Raw genomic sequence first — 20,911 nt, 5'->3', positions numbered from 1 at the left:
TAAACACTATGTTTATCAAATTATTTTATACCCTGCGGACTTACGGTGTACCAGTCAGCACGCGTGAGCTACTGGATTTGAATGCCGCGTTAGATCAGGGTCTAATGATGCAGCCGCACCTTGAGAATCCAGCACTGTCCACCTTTGCCAGCCGCGAAGATATGTATCGTCTTATTCGTCTATGTATGGTTAAAGATGAACGCCATTTTGACAAGTTTGATCGCGCCATGGCAGATTATTTTGAAGGAATCGATAGCTTAGATATTGATGAGCTAATGGCAAAGTTGACGGATGTCCCAAAAGAGTGGCTCGATCTCAAACTAGATCCCAAAAATCTAACAGATGAACAGCGGCGCTTATTAAAAAAATATGGCTCGCTTGAGGAGCTGATGAAAGCACTTGAGGAACGCTTAAAAGAGCAAAAAGAGCGTCATCAAGGCGGTAGTAAATGGGTTGGCACAGGTGGTAGCTCGCCGTTTGGCGCTTATGGCGATCATCCAGAGGGCGTACGCGTCGGAGGGGAGTCACGCAAGCGTAGTGCAGCCAAAGTCTGGGAGCAACGTAAATATCGCAACCTTGATGATGATAATCTGCTCGGTACGCGCCAGATTCAGATGGCACTGCGCAATTTACGCCAGTTTGCGCGTACTGGTAGTGCTGATGAACTTGACATTAAAGAGACAATCAAGCGTACTGCTAAAAAAGGTGTGCTCGATATTCATATGCAAGCGGAGCGTCGCAACCGTGTAAAAGTACTGATGCTATTTGATGTGGGCGGCAGTATGGATATTCATGTAGAAGCACTAGAAAAGCTGTTCTCTGCTGCAAAAAATGAATTTAAAACATTAGAGTTCTTTTACTTTCATAATTGTCTTTATGATTATGTCTGGAAAGACAACAATCGACGTCATAGCGCACCGATGCCAACTTTTGAGCTACTAAATACCTATGGTCGCGAGTATCGAGTGATATTCGTCGGTGATGCATCTATGTCACCTTACGAGCTATTTTCAGTCGGCGGCAGCGTCGAGTATATGAATAATGAGGCAGGTATAGTATGGTTAAAAAGAGTGCTAGATCACTTTGATAGAGTCGCTTGGTTAAATCCTGAAACCCCATCTTATTGGAAATATACCCAAACTATTGGTGAAATTAAAAAGGTATTTAATGATCATATGTATCCTATGACATTGCATGGAGTAGAAGACATGACCGCTTATTTAGCACGTTAATCCGTTGTCTTATATACCTACTTAATTTCGTAAATACAAAGTCATTAGTATTAAAAATACCACTACTATAGTTTATGGTAGTGGTATTTTGTATTAGAATTGATAAATTGAATATTCTTTAATAATCGAATTAAGGTTAGCTAAAGACAAATGTTCTTAAAGTTAACAATTATGTAGATGAAAGCTCCTATATACTAATAGCATATAACTTCATTTTTATTGACTATTTCTTATTTATATGAACTTAATTAAAATAATGGATTTAGAGCGTACTGTATGGAATATTTGCATAGCAATCTTGAGCTCAGTCATAAAAAAGAATAGCAATTTTAATGAAATAATTTGATTAGGAAAACTTATCAATAGTAATTTTTTATTTGGTATATGAGTTTTTGCATAGTGATTGCTTTTTGAGATGCTAAAGCGCGTACTTATCGCTATTTAAGCCAAACGAAGCATTTTTTAATAATATTATTAAAGACCATAGCTTATAGATTAGCCATAGTGAACTGTCTAAATAGCCGATAAATGGACGTTTTTGAGTAATTAATCAATAAGGAATTATAATACTTCTTAATCCATTGTATATTTTAGAAAATATAATCTGACTGGCAGTTACATAGGATGATGTTCTATCAAAAAAACTATTATTATATGGTTATATTTTTAAAATTAGTAACAAACATCCTCGCTTAAATAATTAATTGTAAAAACAAACTTTTATATCCTATATGAAAAAGTATGAAAAAGAAGACTTCAAGTCATTTTGGACTCGAGGTCTTTTTTTGTGTCTATCGTTGGCACATATAGCCTTTCACCATACAAAATCTCTATGTTAATCAGATTTTATTTAAGGAATTACTCCTAAAACACTAACTTACTTTGTTGGTTATATGTAAATAAAAGGACAAACGGTTGTAAATAATCGCCTAACGGTATTGTTTCTATATATGTATATCCGTTAAGATGAATGCATATATCCGGAATTATGAATATATATGGAAACAGTCAGTTTACAATACAAAAATTTTTCGCTTCTTAATGCTTAATAACGGGTTACATCTTAACAGGATGTTACGTATATGTAAGTCTAAGGCCCGTTATCTTTTGTTATTTAGACTCTCTGTAACATAGATTTTGGTTTTGTTTTTTATATCTAATAGATCTATTTGGGAGTATATATTATGAATCGCAGTTATAAAGTCATATGGAATGAAGCGTTGCAATGCTTTACAGCAGTTGCTGAAAATGCCAAAGCGAAGGGTAAGTCGTCAAAATCTTCTATCAGTGCTTCAGCTCTAAAGACTGATATAGGGACACAAAGCGACCGTAGTCTACGCCTAAATGCACTACGTTCAGCACTTATTGCCGTCGGCTTGACAAGTTTGGCAGTCGGTATGTCTTCACAAGCTATTGCTGCTGTCGGAGTGAATGGCGGTACAGGAAATGGTACAGCTGTTTCTGAATGTACTAATGATAGCCAAGCAAATTCAGGCACTAATAAAGAAAATATCGCTATTGGCTGCGAATCTTCTACCAGCAACAAGGGATATCAAATCGCTGATCGTGGCAACCCTTACTATACTGATAATGAATTTACGCCTGGGATGAAAAATGGAGGTTCCGTCGCGATTGGAACAGGTGCAAGTACAGAGCATGTATTTAGCGTAGCAATAGGTGAATATGCAAAAACGATTAGTGGCGCAGGTGTGGCTATAGGCGTTGGCTCATTATCTGAAGGCAATACTGCATTAGCGATAGGCCGTCAATCAGTTGCTAGAGGAGATTATTCTCAGGCTATGGGTAATGTCGCTGCTGCTACAGGCACGGGCTCGTTAGCAGTCGGTCATTCTGCAACTGCAACTGGTTATCGTGGTATCGCTATTGGCTCTGCTGATATTGACGGAGCGGATAGTGTCGCTGGACAGGCGGGGGCTGCTTATCAATCTATTGGTCAAACCCAAGCATCTGGTAGGGACACTATTGCTCTTGGTAGCGGAGCACAGGCGACTACTGATGGTTCAGTAGCGATTGGCAGTGGTTCTAATACAATAGCTGATGCAAATAGTGTCACTAGCGCAACTGTAGGCGGTGTCACATTTGATAACTTTGCTGGAGCAGCTAATATCGCAGCAGGTGATCAAGTATCTGTAGGTGCTAGCGGACAAGAACGTCAAATTAAAAACGTGGCAGCAGGCGATGTCATGGAAACCAGCACAGATGCTATCAACGGTAGCCAGCTATTCTCTGTCGCAGATACGTTGAATACTAACATTTCCGGTAATACGACTAACATTACCAATAATACCAATAGAATTAATGATGGTATCAACTTTGGTAATGGCGTTACGGACAATAACTTTGCATTGGGGGGCACCATTAATGTCACTGGTGATGAAAATATAACCTCTACGACAACGACTAATGGGGTACAAGTTCAGCTAAACAGAGACTTAGCCTTAAATAGTGTGACGACTGGTAATACTCTTATTAATAATGACGGTATTACTTTAACAGGTGGTAGCAACCAGACAATTAGGCTTAGTAACAATGGTCTTAATAATGGTGGTAATAAAATCACCAATATCGGTAGAGGCACAGAGGGGTCAGATGCAGTCAACGTTGACCAATTAAATGAAGTTAGAGACAGTGCTACCTCTGCTAACCAAGGTTTCAATGTTAGTGCTCAAGGTGGTAATGAAAGTACCGTTAGACCGGGTGATACTGTTGATCTTAACAATCAAGATGGCAATATTGTGGTCTCTAAAGATACAGATAGTAATGACGTTAGCTTCGATTTAAACAAGGACGTTGATTTAGACAGCGCCACCTTTGGAGATGTCGTCATCTCATCTAATGGCCTAAATAATGGCGGAAATAAGATCACTAACGTCGGTAATGGTACGGTGGCAGCAGGTTCTAGTGATGCCATAACGGGCGATCAGTTAAACAACACTGCAGACTCTATTACTACTGTGATCGGTGGTAACGCTGTAAACAATGGTGGTGTTATTACGACTACTGATATTGGCGGTACTGGTCAAGATACTATCGATGGCGCTATCGGATCGATACAACAAGGTGTGACGAACACTAATACTCAAGTAACTACTAATACGACTAACATCGCTAACAATACGACCAATATTACTAATAATACCAATCGACTGGATGGCGGATTAAACTTTGGTGCGGATAGTGGCAACAATATCAATAAACCAATAGGTGATGATAGCGTACTTGGCTTTGTAGGTGGTAACAACATTACCACTACTGCTCAAGGCAGTAGTATTAGATTCGATCTAAATAATAATATTAATGTAGATAGCGTGACTACAGATAGAGTGGTCGCTGGCAATACCACAGTAAACAATGATGGCGTGACTGTAACTGGTGGCCCAAATAATAATGTCGTTATTAGTAATAATGGTCTAGATAACGGTGGCAACACAATAACTAACGTCGCTGATGGTGTCGAGGATAGTGATGCTGTGAACGTAGGTCAGCTTAACGACCAATTTGATAGTATTGACAGAGTAATCAATGGTCAAATTGCTGATATGGACTCAAAACTTGAGGGCAAGGTTGATTCGCTAGGTTATAGAATCGACGATGTTGAAGACGACGCCAATGCAGGTATCTCGGCGGCAATGGCAATGTCTTCGTTACCGCAAGCTTATATTCCTGGTAAATCAATGGTAGGTGGCGGTGTGGCATCATATAACGGGGAAAGCGCCGTTGCTATTGGTGTGTCCAGAGTCTCTGATAACGGTCGCTGGGTGATGAAAATAAATGGTACAGCAGACACTCAAGGCAATGCTGGCGGCGCTATTGGTGCAGGCTTCCATTTCTAATCCAATCCAACCTATTTTGACGATGTCTGTATTTTGACAGACATTGTCAAATCACTCATGACACATTAAGGAATAAACAATGAATTTATCTACTTATGGCCGCGGATTATTGGCTACTGCCTTATTATTTGCTGTAACTGGCTGTACTTGGCATGTGAGTCCTGGCGCACAGCATGGGACAGTTCATCCTGATGATCTTGTATTCCCTGAGCAAAGTAAGGCATGGCAAAAAGAAGGCAGGATCGTTGAGCAAAATGATGTTGCCAAAATCAAAGTCGGTACGACCAAAAATGAGATTTATAAACTCATCGGTACACCGCACTTTCAAGAAGGTTTTAATTCCCGTGAATGGGATTATATTCTCAAATTCTATGATGCCAATCAAAATGTAGAGACCTGTCGCTATAAAATCATTTTTGACGATAGCTACGAAGGTATACTGCGTAAAGATGAGTTTTATGCCACAGAGACTTACTGGCAACCTGCCTCTTGTGCAAAATATTCACAATTTACCCAGTAGTCTAACTAAGTGTTGAAGTACGAATAAAAGAAGTATAAAAGAGAGAACAAGGCATCTAGTATCTTGTTCTCTTTTTTTATCAGTAGCTATGCGCGCTGAATGTTTCAAATACCAGAATAATACGTCACCCTGTTGTCACGTAAAAATCCAGCCAACCCCAAGCCATAACGTTCAGCGACTCGAACTGCTGTACTAGTAGGGGCAGACATACCGACTAACCAAGGTATGCGGCTACGGATAGATTTTTGTACCAGCTCAATGGATAAGCGAGATGTCATAAGGACGCATTCAACCTCCATTTTGTTCCGCAGTTGCCAGCCAATAAGTTTGTCAAGCGCGTTATGACGTCCTACATCTTCAAATAAATACAAATCATCACCTTGCATCGTTGCCGCTGCATGTACTGCACCTGTCAATTGATGAGTGTGTTGCATAGTATCTACTCGTTGCCGTATTGACAACAGATAGCTGAGGTGTGGGACGAAGTCTTTTACATACTGCCTCTTTTGATGATAGGCACTCAAGTCAGGTAATGCTTGTGTTAGTCCAGTCATACCGCACATGCCGCAGCCAGTACGGCCCGCTAGCTGACGTTTTTGTGCCTGAATACGCTGATGACAACGTTGATTCAATACCAGCTCTACTATATAAACATCATAATCTTGCAGTTGCGCTAAGCTTTGTTCAAGTATTTCGCTTTGTTCAAATATTTCTGTTTCAGAGTTTTTATCGATTGAGCCTTGTATAAAGCCCTCATAGTTGGTTGTATCGGTAAGCTGAGTCACCTCCCAATCTAGCAATTCATGACTATACTCAATTAAGCCCTCACTAAATAAAAACCCAACAGCCAAATACTCCAACTGGTAAGGACTGGCCATCAATACGGCATAATGCACACCATTGATGACGATAGCAACAGCAGCCTCTACTGCCAAACTTGCAGGTTTATTTTCGATATAAGGATGGTAATGGTCATAATAATTTGATGGATAATAGTGCTTTTGCGCCAAATGAGTGTGTGAAAGCGGTGTGACTGACGAGGGTAGTGAAGCATCAATGAAGGCAGGTGCTTGAGATTTATCAATTATATCGGAGACTGTATGAGATACCGAAGCAGATGACGCAACGGTTTCGAGTAGATTGTCTTCTAAGACTTTAGTATGTTCAGTTATCATAAAATCTGCTTTTAACCTAAAGCGTGTTATCAATAAGTACACTTATGCATTTAGTAGTCTTAAAATGGATAAATTTTACTAAACAGTATCAGAAGCCTCGTTAATGTATTCATGTTCATAACGATTTCTTCTTTGTTTAGCGCAATTTACCTCATTTTAAGCCTTGCCATCTAGACTAAAAAATGACCATGGCAAAAATCAAGCCGAAGCTACCAGTCCATCTGCGCTACTAACTTGCGCTTGCTTATCAACTTTACTTGGCTCACGACTATCAGCAGCTACGCGCTCCAAAGTCACAGTTGAGGATTTATAAGCTGGGATGTGCGACTCTGGTGCATGAGTGTCTAAATCAAATAAATCATTACACTCAGGATAGTAAGCAGCGACTGCATTAGAAGCAATATCCATTTCAGTTAAAACGAGTGGACCAAGAGTACGTGCTTGGTTGCTACTGTCTTGACGCGTCACTATAACACTATCTCCTTTTTGCCAGCCTAATCGGCTGATCTCATCAGGATGCATAAAGAGCACATCACGGCGGTTGGTTTGACGATAACGGTCGTTGTAGCCAAAAATCATCGTATTGAACTGATCATGACTACGCACACTGGTAAATTGCCAAACCTTTTGCTGCTCATTTTGAGATGGATTAACCTTTTGTTCAGTCGATGCAGTCTTTTGAGCCATTTGCTCAGCAACATAAGTAATCGGATATTGTGGTACTTCGATTTGAGCCTTACCACTATCTGTATTCCATACGCGATGGCGCGCTGGGTGATATAGATGAAAACCGCGCTCACTATCACGAATACGCTGATTAAAGTTTTCAAAACCATCGATAGCCTGTGATACATAATCGCGCACCACATCATAGTCTTCACTCATTGCTTGCCAATCTATATTGGTTGTCGAGCCTAGTACATGTGTCGCAATATCTGCGACAATCTGCGCTTCAGACTTTAGCGTATCGCTGACAGGTTTAATAGTGCCCTTGGTCGCGACAATTTGACACATAGAGTCTTCGATGGTGGCAAACTGCTCGCCTTTAGCGGTCACTAAACTCTCAATCCGGCTTAAGCAAGGCAGAATAATATTATTGGCACCAGGGTACAGCATGGTGCCATTAAGTTTGGTACCAACAAAAACATTCAATTCGTTGTTCGTTAAAGCTTGTTGAATCGCACTAGTATTTGGTGCTGCTACTGCAAAGTTGCCGCCCATAGCCATAAAAGCTTTAAGCTTGCCGTCGATCAAAGCTTTTGCTCCTGAGACAACATCATAGCCATCTTCTTGCGGCATCGGACGTTCAAACACCCGCTCAAGGCTGTCTAAAAGTTTTTGCTTAGGGCGTTCATGAATACCCATGGTTCTATCGCCCTGCACATTAGAGTGCCCGCGAATTGGCGAAGCGCCAGCACCATCAATACCTATCATGCCCATAAGCAGCAGCAAGTTGGTAATCATAGCTACATTGTCTTCGCCCTGAACATGTTGCGTAACGCCCATGCCCCAAGTACATATCGTCGCTGGACTATCGGCAACCAATTTTGCCAGTTTGACAATCTCTGCTTGTACAATACCACTACCGCGCTCAATATCTGTCCAAGTTTGCTCGGTTAGCCATTCTTTTAATGCCTCAAAACCTGAGGTGTGCTCAGTAATAAAATTGTGATCAATTTTGTCATGCTCGACCAGCCATTTGGCCATACCCGCTAACAAAGCCGTATCGCCACCAATTTGAATCTGGACGACTTCATCAGTCATCTCATCACTTTGACCTGCTGCCATGTGCGTGGGTTTTTGCGGATTTCTAAAAGCCTTTAATCCTTGTTCGCGCATCGGATTGATAGAGATGATACGGCAGCCTTCTTTATGCGCGTGTGCCAGCATCTCAAGCATGCGTGGATGATTGGTGGCTGGATTATGTCCAAAGGATAATAGCAGTTTGGCCTTTTCAAAATCTTCAAGCATGACCGTGGCTTTGCCGACACCCAATTGCTTGCCCAGCATAACGGATGTTGGCTCATGGCACATATTAGAACAATCAGGCAAGTTATTGGTGCCAAAACAGCGTACAAACAGCTGATACATAAAGGCAGGCTCGTTCGTTACCCGCCCTGAGGTATAAAATAAAGCGTCATCTGGCGAGTCAAGCTTATTCAACTCTTTCGCGATAATCTCATAAGCAGCCTGCCAAGAGATAGGGAGATAGCGGTCCTGCGCTGCATCATACCGAAGCGGTTCTGATAGACGACCACTATGCTCAATCTCGTAGCCGTTCCATTTCTGGAGCTCTTTGACGGTATATTTTTCAAAGAATTTGGCATCTGCTTTAGTAGACATGGCTTCACTAGCGATGACTTTGATACCAGTTTCGCAAATATCAAGAGTTTTATGAGACTTATGGTCAGGCCATGCACAGCCTGGACAATCAAAACCCGTCTTAGGCTGATTGCTTTTCAACACGCTTAAACTACCACGCACAAAGGCCTTATAATCCATAAGTTTACGAGTAGAGGCAATGAGCGCTGGCCAACCAGCAGCAGGATGAGAGTAAATAGGAATTTTGCGCATAACAAACCTCACAATAAATGGTAGCAAATAAGCTTTATATAACAACTATATAATGACTAACGAGAAGTTTGTAGATAATTAACTATAGATAACAAAAAACCTTCAAGAAAAGCATATTTGCTTGAAGGTTGTTTATGTGACTGCTAACTCAGTGCTTGTTGGTTAAGAGATTATGAGCTGAGTTTTATTAATTGATAACAACGTATCAGTGTGCATTTTTTAATAAAAATCAGTAGCGCGCGTCCTTGGGCTTTTTACCATTTGGCCAATCATTCACTTTACCAGCAAAGTCAGGGCGCGGCTGATGAGTAAAGAAATGCGCCACATCGACGGCATCTTGATCGCTCAGCACATTTCCATGACCCCATAAGCCTTTGGTTTGAATACCCATCGGCATGTTGTATTTTACAAAAGCTGCCGCTTTATAAGTTCGCGCCATGCCAGCGCCGATGTTGAAAGATTCATCGCCCCATAATGGCGGAAATACGATGTCACCGCGACTGTCTTTGATACCTTCGCCGTTATCACCATGACAGGTCTCACACTGAGCTTTATAAATTTGCTCGCCGCGCGTGGGGTTTGGGGTTAATGATTCGTCAACTTTACCAGCGTTTTGAATATCAACTTTTTGCTCTTTCGGCGTGTTTTGCGATAGCCACTTCATGTAAGCTATCATGGCCAGCATTTCAGATGATTCAGGGTTTAATGGTTTGCCATTCATGGAGCGCTGAAAGCAGCCATTGATGCGTTTGGTTAAATCAATTTCCTTACCAGAGCGTGGCATGACACGAGGATAAGTATTGTAGCTATTAATATAGGGATCGCCAAGAGGCACTTTTCCCTGCGAGATATGACAGCTATTACAGTTCATTTGTGCGCCAACATGCTCTGGCAGTAGACGCTTAGTCTCATTTAATAATCGTTTACCGTAAAATATTTCATCAGCGTTTGGCTCATCCAAAATAGAGGTATCTTGCGGCAACACATAAGTGCCGATATCCTCGTTGGCATCATCAGCGGTGACTAAGCCGTACTCAGGTGCATTTTGCTCAGCAGGCTCTGGTTGTGAGCAACCACTACTGATAGCGGCGACGCCCACTACTGAAGCAGTAAGGATAATTGAGGTTAGTTGGTTCATGGTGGTTTTTTGGGAAATAACGCTAGCAACAGTAAGCAAGTTGAGGGGAGATTTTTTCATTATTTTGCTCCTTCTGTTTGCGTATCAATAGTTAGGTCTGGGGCAATATCGGTACTGGTTTTTGGCTTTTTGACAAGAAATGCGCGCATTTTTACCACATCATCGACATCAATTTTGGGTGCTTGATTGGTCCAGCTGTTACGAACATAGTTGACGACTTCAGCCACATCTGTATCACTTAAATTGGTGAATTCAGGCATGGTAAAGGCCATACGGTCATGCGGGGTCTCAGGCATTCGCCCGCCGCTTAGGGTAATCTGTAAGACTGAATCTGCGTTTTTAGAATAAACTGCACTATTGGCATCAAGTGCTGGGAAAATACGTGCCACACCTTTACCGTCAGCACGATGACAAACTTGGCAATACTCTGCATACAATATTGCACCGCGAGAATCATAGTCGCCATCTAGTAGTTTTTGCGTGGTGATGTCTTGTTTCTGAGGAAGCGTCTCTTCCTTATTTGGGGCAGGAGTCAAGGTTTTTAGATAAGAGGACATGGCGTTGATATCATAGTCAGTCATATATTGGGTGCTGTGCTCGACTACTTCAGCCATGGCACCAAAGGCAGCAGTCGTATCGGTACGACCGGTCTTGAAGAAATCATTTAATTCTGCGATGGTCCAAGTACCAAGTCCGCGTTGTTCACCGCGTATGCTTTTGGCACGCCAGCCATCGATGACCGCGCCGCTTAAATATTCAGCAGAGCCTGCATTACTTAAAGCGACTTCTTGAAAGCCAATACCGCGCCCAGTATGGCAAGAACCGCAATGTCCGGGGCCTTCTATTAAGTATTGACCACGAGTCAGTACGGCATCATCGGTCTCAGGGACAAAATCACGCTTACGATCAAATAAGACTTGCCAGTAAGCCAATGGCCAGCGCCAGTTTGCGACTGGTGGTAGCTCGCTTTCTACATTTGGCTGATTGACTGCTTTGACATCCGACATAAAAAAGGCATACATCGCTGCCATATCTTCATCTGGCATTAGCTGATAAGACGGGTAAGGCATAGCAGGGTATAGCGCTTTATTACCGGGGGCGACGCCGTGTTTGACCGCATTTTTGAAGTCGTCAAAACTATAATTACCGATACCAGTTTCTTTATCAGGGGTAATGTTGGTAGAGTAGATAGCACCAAGTGGGGTTAGCATCGGCAAACCGCCAGCATAAGTTTCACCGTCTAGTGTCGTATGACAAGCGACGCAGTCAGCGGTACGTGCAATGTATTCACCTTGCTTGATGAGAGCCGGATCGGTGATATTGACTTTAATATCGCTACTACTGGTGCGTATATTCGGCAGTAATTGCCCAATGATAAATGCGATGGCCAACCCAATGATGACAATTATGATTGTAATCAGTGGCCATTTTTTTATAAGCCCATTTTTCACAAGCTTACCCTCCATTAGAATTTTTTACTTGCCAAAAAAATATTTAATCGTGCTATTTACTATAATGTAATAGCTTCGATTAATACCATATTATTATTAAGGATTTAATGGGGGATATTACCACATTCTAACTGTATAAAACCATACTGTTTCTAAGGTATTATATTATTTGCCAGCTTGATCAATAAATGAGAAAAATAAAGTAGATAGATGTCCAAGAAGGGTAATGAACTTATAATTATTCTGCTGTAAGTAAAAGATGGTAGAGGAAAATGACTGATTAGGTTTTTTTAGACTTTGCTATATGATTGTAATGTACGATTTTCAGCCAATAAAAAACGCCTGCTACTAAATAGGCGTTGATACTTTTTAAATCCAAACTGTTTAGCTGAGTTGTTTAACTCAAAATCAAGCTATCGTCTTCGACCTTTTCACCGCGTGTTTGCTCAAACATATCGAGAAGATCATGAACAGTCATACCACGACGAATATCGCCAGCAACATCTAAGACCACTTGCCCTTGATGTAGCATGACGGTACGTGTGCCATGTGCTAAGGCTTGCTGCATGGAATGGGTAACCATCATAGTCGTGAGATTATTGTCTGTCACGATTTTATCTGTCAGCTCCAAAACAAATGCCGCTGTCTTAGGATCAAGCGCAGCAGTATGCTCATCTAACAATAAAATCTTAGAAGGCTGTAATGAGGCCATAAGCAAACTAACCGCTTGACGTTGTCCACCTGATAGCAGTCCCATACGGTCGGTTAGACGCTTCTCCAACCCCAATTTCAAGACTGATAATTTTTCTCGGAACAGGTCACGGTTATTTTGGTTCAATGCAAAATTCAGTCCCCGTTTACCGCCGCGCTTATAGGCGAGCGCCATATTCTCTTCAATAGTCAAGGCCTCACAAGTGCCGGCCATCGGATCTTGAAACACACGCGCGACCCAATGGGCGCGCTGATGAGCGGTTTTTTTGGTGACATCAATGCCATTCAATAGTATTGAACCACTATCAACACGTGTGGTACCACTGACTGCATTTAAAAAAGTTGATTTACCGGCGCCATTGGTACCGATGACAGTGACAAACTCACCATCAGCAATGTTTAAATTGATACCGCGTAGGGCAGGGTTTTCGATAGGCGTGCCTGGGTTAAAAGTTAACCGTAAATCTGTGGCTTGCATCATAATCGTGGTTCCTTGTCATCTCTTTAAGCTAAAAGCTTCTTCAAGCTTGTATGGCTATCCTAAGCATCATCAAGCGCGAACTCTACGAGATAAAAACTTAGTTTTAGCTTTTGGCAATACTAATGCCAATACGACGAGTAAAGCAGTAATCAAGTTCAAATCTTGTGGACCAAAGCCAATACTACGTAGCGTATCACTTGATAACGCAACCTGAATAAACAACTTATACAGTACAGCGCCAACGATTACAGCAAAAGTAATGAGCCAAATGCGTTTGGCAGGAATAATGGTCTCACCGATGATCACTGCTGCCAGACCAATGACAATAGTACCAATCCCGATAGAGATATCTGCACCGCCCTGCGTCTGCACAAACAGCGCTCCAGCTAAAGCAATCAAACCATTAGAGACTGCCATACCGATAATAGTCATCCACGAGGTGTTGATACCTTGTGCTTGCGCCATGCGAAGGTTGGAACCAGTCGCGCGCATGGACAAACCCGTTTCGGTGCTATAAAACCAATCTAACAGTAGCTTGGCAACCAAGATAACGACACCAATGATCAGACAGCGCATCCAATAACCGTTGCCATCAGTCACAAGTGAGCTAAATACGGTGGTTTCACCAAGCAGTGGTAGATTGGGTGCGCCCATGATACGTAAGTTGACAGAATATAGGGCAACCATGACCAAAATACTGGCAAGCAGCTGTAAAATACCGAGCTTGACATGCAACCATGCCGTGACGATACCAGCGACTGACCCTGCCAGCATACCAAAAACGCAGGCAAGCCACGGGTTAACACCAGCGACGATAGAGATACCAGCGACCGCGCCACCTAATGGAAAACTTCCATCAGCGGTTAAGTCGGGAAAATCGAGGGTACGAAATGAGATTAGCACACCAAGTGCTACGAGGCCGTAAATCAGACCACTTTCAAGCGCACCAAAAAAAGCGATTAAAGACATAAGAGATCAGTAAGTCATAACCAGGCGTTTAGCGAATCGCATTCTAATGATTGGCTGGTAGGACCAATAAATGGTGTCTGCCAATACTGTTTGTCCCAGCAACATAGAAGCCAATCTCAGCTAAACGTCTAAGTGGTGAATTTAACAGATTAAGTAATCTGCGGTTAGGGTAAATCAAAACATGTCGCTATTGAACATCAAAGCAGACGATAATTGGCGATGTTCATTGTGCTCGCTATTACCGTCTGTTTTACGGTTTTAATTTTAGGCAGCCTACAAAGGTGCGCTATTCTACCACTTCTTTTGCTTGGTCGATGACTGCTTGTGACAAGCTAATACCTTCTTCTTTTGCATGTGTTGGACTGACATACAAGTCAAGCATTTGCGGTGTATATACAGGTATAGCACCTGCTTCTTCACCATTTAAGATACGTACTACGATTTTGCCAGTCTCACGGCCAAGATCGTAATAATTCACACCCAAGGCTGCAACGGCACCGCGCTCAACTGAGCTGGTATCTGACGCAATCAATGGAATCTTACTTTCTTTAGCGATTTGATATAATGACTCGTAAGCTGATACCACGTTGTTATCGGTTGAGGTGTAGATCATATCGACCTTACCTTCAAGGCTACGTGCAGCCATCGCAATATCATTACTACGCTGAGCTGGTGCTTCATGCACATTGATACCAAGTGGCGTCAGTTTTTCTTTTAAGTTTTTCAAAATGATGGTTGAGTTGACTTCGCCTGGACTATAGACATAACCGACGTTTTTGAGATCGGGTATGATTTGACGCATTAAGTCAATTTGTGGCTCATAGGGTAGGGCATCTGAGGCACCTGTGACATTAGTGCCAGAGCCATCAAGCTTAGACACCAGTTTGGCTGCTACTGGGTCAGTCACGGCTGAAAATACCATCGGAATACTGCTGGTAGAGGCAGCAACAGACTGAGCAGACGGGGTTGCAATAGCGACGATGACATCTGGCGCATCTGCAACGAATTGCTTAGCAATTTGACCTGCTGTCGCTGTATTGCCTTGAGCACTTTGGAAGTTGACCGTTAAGTTTTCACCGTCTTTAAACCCTGCATCATTTAATTCGTCGATGACACCCTTACGAACACTATCAAGTGCTGGATGCTCGACAATGGCAGTGATAGCGACAGTCTTCATTGCTGTGACGTCGTCGCTAGTAGCCGCACTATCAGGCGCACTCGTATCTTGTGCCGACTGGTTACAGCCGGTTAAGATGGCAGTACACATACCGCCTAATAACAAAGCTTTGCTAAAATTGAAATGACCAAAACGGTTTTGATAAAACATGGGTCTCGCTCCTAAAATAATAGTGTGTCCGTACACTATATAAATAATTGACGTGCTGATTGTTATCTTACTACTTTTTATTTGGTATCGACATCAGTATCAGTGTTGATGGCATCTTTTAGTAAGTCTGCTGATAAGCTCACTCCTTGCTCAGCTGCATGCTTTGGGCTTGCATACAAAGTTAACGTGTTCATAACCTCAGGTTTAATAGTGTTGACAGCTTCTCCATTTAATACACGATAAACCATTTTGCCAGTAGTACGCCCAAAATCATAGTCATTTACCCCAAGTGCTGCTGTTGCACCGCGTCTGACACTAAATTCATCTGAAGCAATAACTGGAATATCAAGCTCGTTTGCTGCACCTGCCATCGCCTCAAATGCAGACACGACATTATTGTCTAACGAGGTATAAATGACATCAGCGCGCCCAGCAAGACTGCGCGTTGCCATAGCAACATCAGTTGGTCGGTTGGCTGTTACGTCGAGTATTTTGAGTCCACGTGTCGATGCCGCTTCCTTAAGCTGATTCAGCACGACCACAGAGTTGACCTCACCTGGGCTATAAACGTAGCCAATGGTTTTTGCATCGGGGACAATTTTTTGAATGTTCTCTAACTGTGGCTCGATAGGCAATTGGCTGGATAGGCCTGTCACGTTGGTTTGAATGGGAATGCCCTTATCATCGATAAGTTTGGCTGCAACAGGGTCTGAGATGGCAGTATAAACAACTGGAACGGTTTTGGTGGATGCCACGATTGACTGAGCAGATGGCGTTGAGATAGCTACGATGGCATCTGGATTGTCGCCTGCAAATTGCTTAGCGATCTGCCCTGCTGTCGCCGTATTACCTTGTGCACTTTGGAAGTTAACGGTTAAGTTTTGGCCCTCGACATAGCCGTTATCTGCCAACTCATCGATAATACCGCGGCGCATCTCATCTAGCGATGGATGTTCGACGATTTGAGTGATGGCTAATGTCTTGGCAGGTTTGTCAGTATCAGTTGCTGGATTTTCATTAGTCGCTGTTGCAGTATCGGTAGAGTTTGAGCAGCCAATCAATCCAAGAGCGGTGCTGATAGCAGCACCATATAGGCTTAAGCGTAGGGTAGAAGCAATAGTCATTATTAGATTAACTCATAAGTTGTATCAATTCCAAAAACCAGATTCATCAAGCCTAATCATAGTAGTGCTTGCACTCGTCTTCGTGATCTTTGATCTTTAAAGTAGTATTGGAGAATGCAGATTGGTCCGTTCAATGCTATGTTGATGTCAAAATAGCAGGTTAACAATAAAGCAATCGTTCCATCGATCGTTATGTATAGGAGCTGAATTCTATGTAACCCCTATATTATGACAGTAATGCAAGTTATCGCAATAAAAAATTAAAGCGCATTCGTCATAGGTATTATTAAACAATGCTGCGGCACTTTTATAAAGCAATACAAAGTGGTTTTTAGCCATTACGTTATAAAAAAGACACAAATTCAAAAAGACACAAAAAAAGATGCCATGTAGACATCTTTTTTATTATTTCACATTACATTCAAAAACATTCAAAACTTATGCCAAGGTATCACCAACGACACAGTCATCAGGTAGGGTAACGACCGTTAAACCTGTTTTGGGATCACCAGTCGACAACACCATGCCTTCTGAAATACCAAACTTCATCTTTCGCGGGGCAAGATTAGTCACACAAACCACTTTCTTATCAGCCAATTGCTCAGGCTCATAAAACTTACGAATGCCGCTAAATACATTGCGCGGTTTGTCTTCGCCAACATCTAAGGTAAATTGCAGTAGCTTGTCCGCACCTTCGACGTGATTGCACTCTAAAACGTGCGCCACTTTCATCTCAACTTTGGCGAAATCCTCGATGCCGATATAATCCGCTTGCTCAGTATTAGTATTAGTATTAGTATCAGTATTAGTGTTGGCTAGCTGCGTGTTTTTAGCAGCTTTGCTATCATTATTTACATCTGTGTCGCTTGCAACTGACGTGGTAGATTGAGCCAAAGATTCTTTTGACGCCTCAACCATCGCCTCGATATCTTTTTCTTCGATACGCTGCATCAAAGGTTTAAACTTATTGATTTTGTGACCCAGCAGCCACTCATTGCGGCTGGCAAAGCTTAGATCATCAATATTTAAGAACGCTTTGGCATTGGCAGTCAGCTCAGGTAATACTGGCGCAAGATATACCATCAATTGACGGAAAATATTCATCGCCACTGAGCAAACGTCTTGAACTTCTTGCTCAGTACCCTCGATCTTAGCAAGCGACCACGGTTTTTTCTCGTCAATATATTCATTGGCTTTATCCGCACATTGCATAATCAAACGCATGGCACGTGAGAACTCGCGATTCTCATAAGCGGCCGCAATTTCATCACCGGTTTTGGTGATATCTTCTAACAACTCAGGTTCAGCGCAAACGTCTGAGAGCATCCCGTCATACTTTTTAACAATAAAGCCGGCACTGCGACTGGCGATATTAACCACTTTGCCCACCAAGTCAGAGTTGACCTTTTGCATAAAGTCTTCTAAATCAAGGTTGATGTCCTCGACTTTATCAGATAATTTGCTAGCGAAGTAGTAACGCAAGTATTCAGGGTGTAAATGATCAGCGTAAGTTTCGGCCTTAATAAAGGTGCCGCGTGACTTACTCATTTTTTCGCCATTGACCATCAAGAAGCCATGGGCAAAGACACCTGTTGGCGTGCGCAGCTCACTGCCTGCTAGCATGGCTGGCCAAAACAATGCATGAAAGTACACGATGTCCTTGCCGATGAAGTGATAAACTTCTGTTTTGTGCTCGTTTTCTTGTGCCCAGTAACGATCAAAATCAAGTGCCTGATCGGTACCTTCACGCTTATCGCATAGGTTTTTAAAGCTTGCCATATAGCCGACTGGCGCATCTAGCCATACATAAAAGTATTTGTCTGGCTCGTCGCTTGGCGTATCTGGGATTTGGAAACCAAAGTAGGGTGCATCACGTGAGATATCCCAACTGGCAAGTCCAGCTTCAAACCACTCTTGGAGTTTGTTGGCGACCGATACTTGCAAGCGATTATCACTACGCGTCCAATCTTTTAAAAACTGCTCAAATTCTGGCAAGTCAAAGAAATAATGTTTCGAGGTTTTTAGCACAGGCGTGGCATCAGACAACGTTGAGTATGGATTTTTGAGGTCTGTCGCGTCATAAGTTGTGCCGCATACTTCACAGTTATCACCATATTGATCCAGCGCACCGCACTCAGGGCAATCTCCTTTGACAAATCGATCGGCCAAAAATAACTGCTTTTCAGGATCAAATAACTGCTCAACGTCTTTTGTACTGATATGTCCTGCGCTATTAAGACGGCGGTAGATAAGCTCAGAGAAATGTTTGTTTTCTTCAGAGTGAGTGGTGTGATAATTATCAAACTCAATCAAAAATTTGGCAAAGTCCGCTTCATGTGAGGCTTTAACTGAGGCAATCTGCTCCTCTGGCGTAATGCCATTGGCTTCAGCTTTTAGCATGATTGCCGTACCATGTGCATCATCCGCGCAGACATACGTAACCTGATGACCTTGTGCCTTCATCGCACGTACCCAAATGTCGGTTTGAATATATTCTACAAGATGCCCCAAATGGATGTAGCCATTGGCGTAGGGCAGCGCACTGGTTACTAAAATCTCACGCACTTTTGTCACCTATACTTTTATATAAACGGGTTGGTTATCATCATCGCACGCTATTTATGGCGGGCGGACGCGATGTTATCAATAGTAAAGCTTTTAAAAAAGGAAAAATTTAAAAAGTGTGCCTATGATACCGTAATTCAGATAGATTTGTGACAAACCTTAATAATTAATCATGTTAAAAAACCCACTAAGTAAAGTACGAAGTGGGTTTTTTATTCAATCAGTAATAAGGGTATGTTTAGAAAGAACCAAACATCGTACCTAAGATAATGATAGAGGTAACAGCGATTAGCGGAATAACCATGGTGACCATCGCAAGGTTTAAATATGACTGTTTATGGGTCAAGCCGCAAATAGCAAATAACGTGATGACAGCGCCACTATGTGGCAAGGTATCAAGACCACCTGCCGCCATAACTGCCACACGGTGCATAAGCTCTGGATCAATTCCAGCTTCTACCGCCATTCTTAAATAGTCATCACCGAGCGTCGACAGTGCGATACTTAAACCACCAGATGATGAGCCTGTAATACCAGCCAGCGTGGTCATCGCCACGGCTTCTGAGATAAGCGGGTTATCAGGACTTAGATTTAAAATATTATCGCGAATGATAAGAAAGCCTGCCAATGACGCAATCACTGCACCATAACCAACTTCTGATGCGGTATTAAAAATCGGTAACATCGAATCATAAGTACCACGGTTGATGGTTTTTTGTAGGTTATTCCAATGACCAATACGCAGTACGATCAACACGATACAGGCTACAACCAACGAGATAATGATTGACCAAAGTCCAAGTGATCCATCAATATTTAAGTCTGGAAACTGGGCTTGTAAGCCGCTAAAGTCTAATGACGGAAAAACAGCATAAGTAAGTAACGCGTTTAGAGCGATGACCAATACCAGCGGAATCATAGCAATAGTAAATGAGGTTTGATGCGTGTTTTGCATGGCGCTTGATGTTGCTAGATTGCTTTTAGCAATATTGCTTTGCGCTGCATTATTGGTTGTGTCATTTGCAGGCTCTTTTTTAGCATCAATACCGCCGACGCCCACATCATCATCATGTTGACCATAGCCTTCACCTGCAGCATTGGCTTTGCGAGCACGCGACTGCAACCATAACCATCCGCCAATGAACATGATCGTACCGCCGATAATACCTAAGATAGGCGCCGCAAAGACGTTGGTATTATAATAAGGAATCGGGATAGCATTTTGGATGGCAGGCGTACCTGGTAATGCCGTCATGGTAAAGGTAAATGAGCCTAACGCAATCGCCGCCGGAATCAAGCGTTTAGGAATATCAGCAGCTTTAAATAAGTCTTTTGCGATTGGGTAGATAGCAAATGCGACGACGAATAACGAGACGCCACCATAAGTTAAGATGGCACAAACCAAAATAACGGCCAAAATGGCTTTACTGGCACCGAGCTTTTCAACCACGGTATTGGCAATCGCTGTCGCTGCGCCAGAGTCTGCCATCAATCGTCCAAACAATGCACCTAATAAGAAAATAGGGAAGAATTTGAGCAAAAATCCACTTAATGCGCCCATAAATACATCGGTATAGGCAGGAATACTACTTAAAAAATTGCCCGATAAAAATACCGCTAACGTCGCCATAATTGGCGCTAATATAAGCACCGAATAACCGCGATAAGCAAAAAACATCAATAAAAATAAAGTAATAATAATAGCAAGTGTGCTAAACATGACCACCCTCCTTGGCAAAATTCAACTAGCGAGTATATAGTGCCTATCACAGTAGGCCAACAGTAAAACC

13 protein-coding genes are annotated in these 20,911 nt (G+C 42.4%); 3 read left to right on the top strand and 10 right to left on the bottom strand.

The window, feature by feature from the left end:
- The first annotated feature begins 8 nt into the window (after positions 1 to 8).
- The 3 genes from Q0890_RS01625 (at position 9) to Q0890_RS01615 (ending at position 5,606) form a co-directional block, all read left to right on the top strand.
- On the top strand, positions 9 to 1,232 hold the full coding sequence (locus tag Q0890_RS01625; protein WP_299216644.1) for a VWA domain-containing protein: 1,224 nt from the start codon (positions 9 to 11) through the stop codon (positions 1,230 to 1,232).
- A gap of 1,184 nt (positions 1,233 to 2,416) precedes the next feature.
- On the top strand, positions 2,417 to 5,086 hold the full coding sequence (locus tag Q0890_RS01620; RefSeq protein ID WP_299216642.1) for a YadA family autotransporter adhesin: 2,670 nt from the start codon (positions 2,417 to 2,419) through the stop codon (positions 5,084 to 5,086).
- Positions 5,087 to 5,165: 79 nt separating this feature from the next.
- Positions 5,166 to 5,606, top strand: a complete 441-nt coding sequence (locus tag Q0890_RS01615) for an outer membrane protein assembly factor BamE (RefSeq protein WP_299216639.1) — start codon at positions 5,166 to 5,168, stop codon at positions 5,604 to 5,606.
- A 104-nt stretch (positions 5,607 to 5,710) separates the two neighbouring features.
- Here Q0890_RS01615 and fdhD read toward each other — a convergent pair whose 3' ends face one another.
- From fdhD to Q0890_RS01565, 10 genes are all read right to left on the bottom strand, one after another.
- Positions 5,711 to 6,781: a formate dehydrogenase accessory sulfurtransferase FdhD gene (gene fdhD, locus Q0890_RS01610; RefSeq protein ID WP_299216636.1), complete on the bottom strand. Its 1,071-nt coding sequence runs from the start codon at positions 6,779 to 6,781 to the stop codon at positions 5,711 to 5,713.
- 198 nt (positions 6,782 to 6,979) lie between these two features.
- On the bottom strand, positions 6,980 to 9,355 hold the full coding sequence (locus Q0890_RS01605) for an FdhF/YdeP family oxidoreductase (protein ID WP_299216633.1): 2,376 nt from the start codon (positions 9,353 to 9,355) through the stop codon (positions 6,980 to 6,982).
- Positions 9,356 to 9,584: 229 nt separating this feature from the next.
- Positions 9,585 to 10,553, bottom strand: a complete 969-nt coding sequence (locus Q0890_RS01600) for a c-type cytochrome (RefSeq protein ID WP_299216630.1) — start codon at positions 10,551 to 10,553, stop codon at positions 9,585 to 9,587.
- A complete protein-coding gene (locus tag Q0890_RS01595) occupies positions 10,553 to 11,944 on the bottom strand; it encodes a cytochrome c (RefSeq protein ID WP_299216626.1) in 1,392 nt (463 codons plus the stop codon). The genes Q0890_RS01600 and Q0890_RS01595 overlap by 1 nt, the downstream gene beginning before the upstream one ends.
- 397 nt (positions 11,945 to 12,341) lie before the next feature.
- On the bottom strand, positions 12,342 to 13,136 hold the full coding sequence (locus Q0890_RS01590; RefSeq protein ID WP_299216624.1) for an ABC transporter ATP-binding protein: 795 nt from the start codon (positions 13,134 to 13,136) through the stop codon (positions 12,342 to 12,344).
- 69 nt (positions 13,137 to 13,205) lie between these two features.
- Entirely contained in the window at positions 13,206 to 14,105 is a 900-nt protein-coding gene (locus tag Q0890_RS01585) for an ABC transporter permease (RefSeq protein WP_299216621.1), read from the bottom strand.
- Positions 14,106 to 14,391: 286 nt separating this feature from the next.
- Entirely contained in the window at positions 14,392 to 15,432 is a 1,041-nt protein-coding gene (locus Q0890_RS01580) for an ABC transporter substrate-binding protein (RefSeq protein WP_299216618.1), read from the bottom strand.
- A gap of 77 nt (positions 15,433 to 15,509) precedes the next feature.
- Positions 15,510 to 16,556 carry an ABC transporter substrate-binding protein gene (locus Q0890_RS01575; protein WP_299216615.1) on the bottom strand — a complete coding sequence of 349 codons (1,047 nt, stop codon included), beginning with the start codon at positions 16,554 to 16,556 and terminating at the stop codon, positions 15,510 to 15,512.
- A gap of 438 nt (positions 16,557 to 16,994) precedes the next feature.
- Entirely contained in the window at positions 16,995 to 19,121 is a 2,127-nt protein-coding gene (gene metG, locus Q0890_RS01570) for a methionine--tRNA ligase (RefSeq protein ID WP_299216612.1), read from the bottom strand.
- A gap of 238 nt (positions 19,122 to 19,359) precedes the next feature.
- Positions 19,360 to 20,841, bottom strand: a complete 1,482-nt coding sequence (locus Q0890_RS01565) for a GntP family permease (RefSeq protein ID WP_299216609.1) — start codon at positions 20,839 to 20,841, stop codon at positions 19,360 to 19,362.
- Positions 20,842 to 20,911: the final 70 nt, after the last annotated feature.

The sequence above is a fragment of the uncultured Psychrobacter sp. genome (genome assembly GCF_947488565.1).
Classification (GTDB): Bacteria; Pseudomonadota; Gammaproteobacteria; order Pseudomonadales; family Moraxellaceae; genus Psychrobacter; species Psychrobacter saeujeotis.
This window is presented reverse-complemented; position numbering and strand designations above follow the sequence as displayed.

Excerpts from the sequence above, each read along its gene's own strand:
- Q0890_RS01615 (WP_299216639.1), top strand. The coding sequence starts at position 5,166 with ATGAATTTATCTACTTATGGCCGCGGATTATTGGCTACTGCCTTATTA.
- Q0890_RS01585 (WP_299216621.1), bottom strand. The coding sequence starts at position 14,105 with ATGTCTTTAATCGCTTTTTTTGGTGCGCTTGAAAGTGGTCTGATTTAC.
- Q0890_RS01575 (WP_299216615.1), bottom strand. The coding sequence starts at position 16,556 with ATGACTATTGCTTCTACCCTACGCTTAAGCCTATATGGTGCTGCTATC.
- Q0890_RS01620 (WP_299216642.1), top strand. The coding sequence starts at position 2,417 with ATGAATCGCAGTTATAAAGTCATATGGAATGAAGCGTTGCAATGCTTT.
- Q0890_RS01590 (WP_299216624.1), bottom strand. The coding sequence starts at position 13,136 with ATGATGCAAGCCACAGATTTACGGTTAACTTTTAACCCAGGCACGCCT.
- Q0890_RS01605 (WP_299216633.1), bottom strand. The coding sequence starts at position 9,355 with ATGCGCAAAATTCCTATTTACTCTCATCCTGCTGCTGGTTGGCCAGCG.
- Q0890_RS01600 (WP_299216630.1), bottom strand. The coding sequence starts at position 10,553 with ATGAAAAAATCTCCCCTCAACTTGCTTACTGTTGCTAGCGTTATTTCC.
- fdhD (WP_299216636.1), bottom strand. The coding sequence starts at position 6,781 with ATGATAACTGAACATACTAAAGTCTTAGAAGACAATCTACTCGAAACC.
- Q0890_RS01580 (WP_299216618.1), bottom strand. The coding sequence starts at position 15,432 with ATGTTTTATCAAAACCGTTTTGGTCATTTCAATTTTAGCAAAGCTTTG.
- Q0890_RS01625 (WP_299216644.1), top strand. The coding sequence starts at position 9 with ATGTTTATCAAATTATTTTATACCCTGCGGACTTACGGTGTACCAGTC.
- Q0890_RS01565 (WP_299216609.1), bottom strand. The coding sequence starts at position 20,841 with ATGTTTAGCACACTTGCTATTATTATTACTTTATTTTTATTGATGTTT.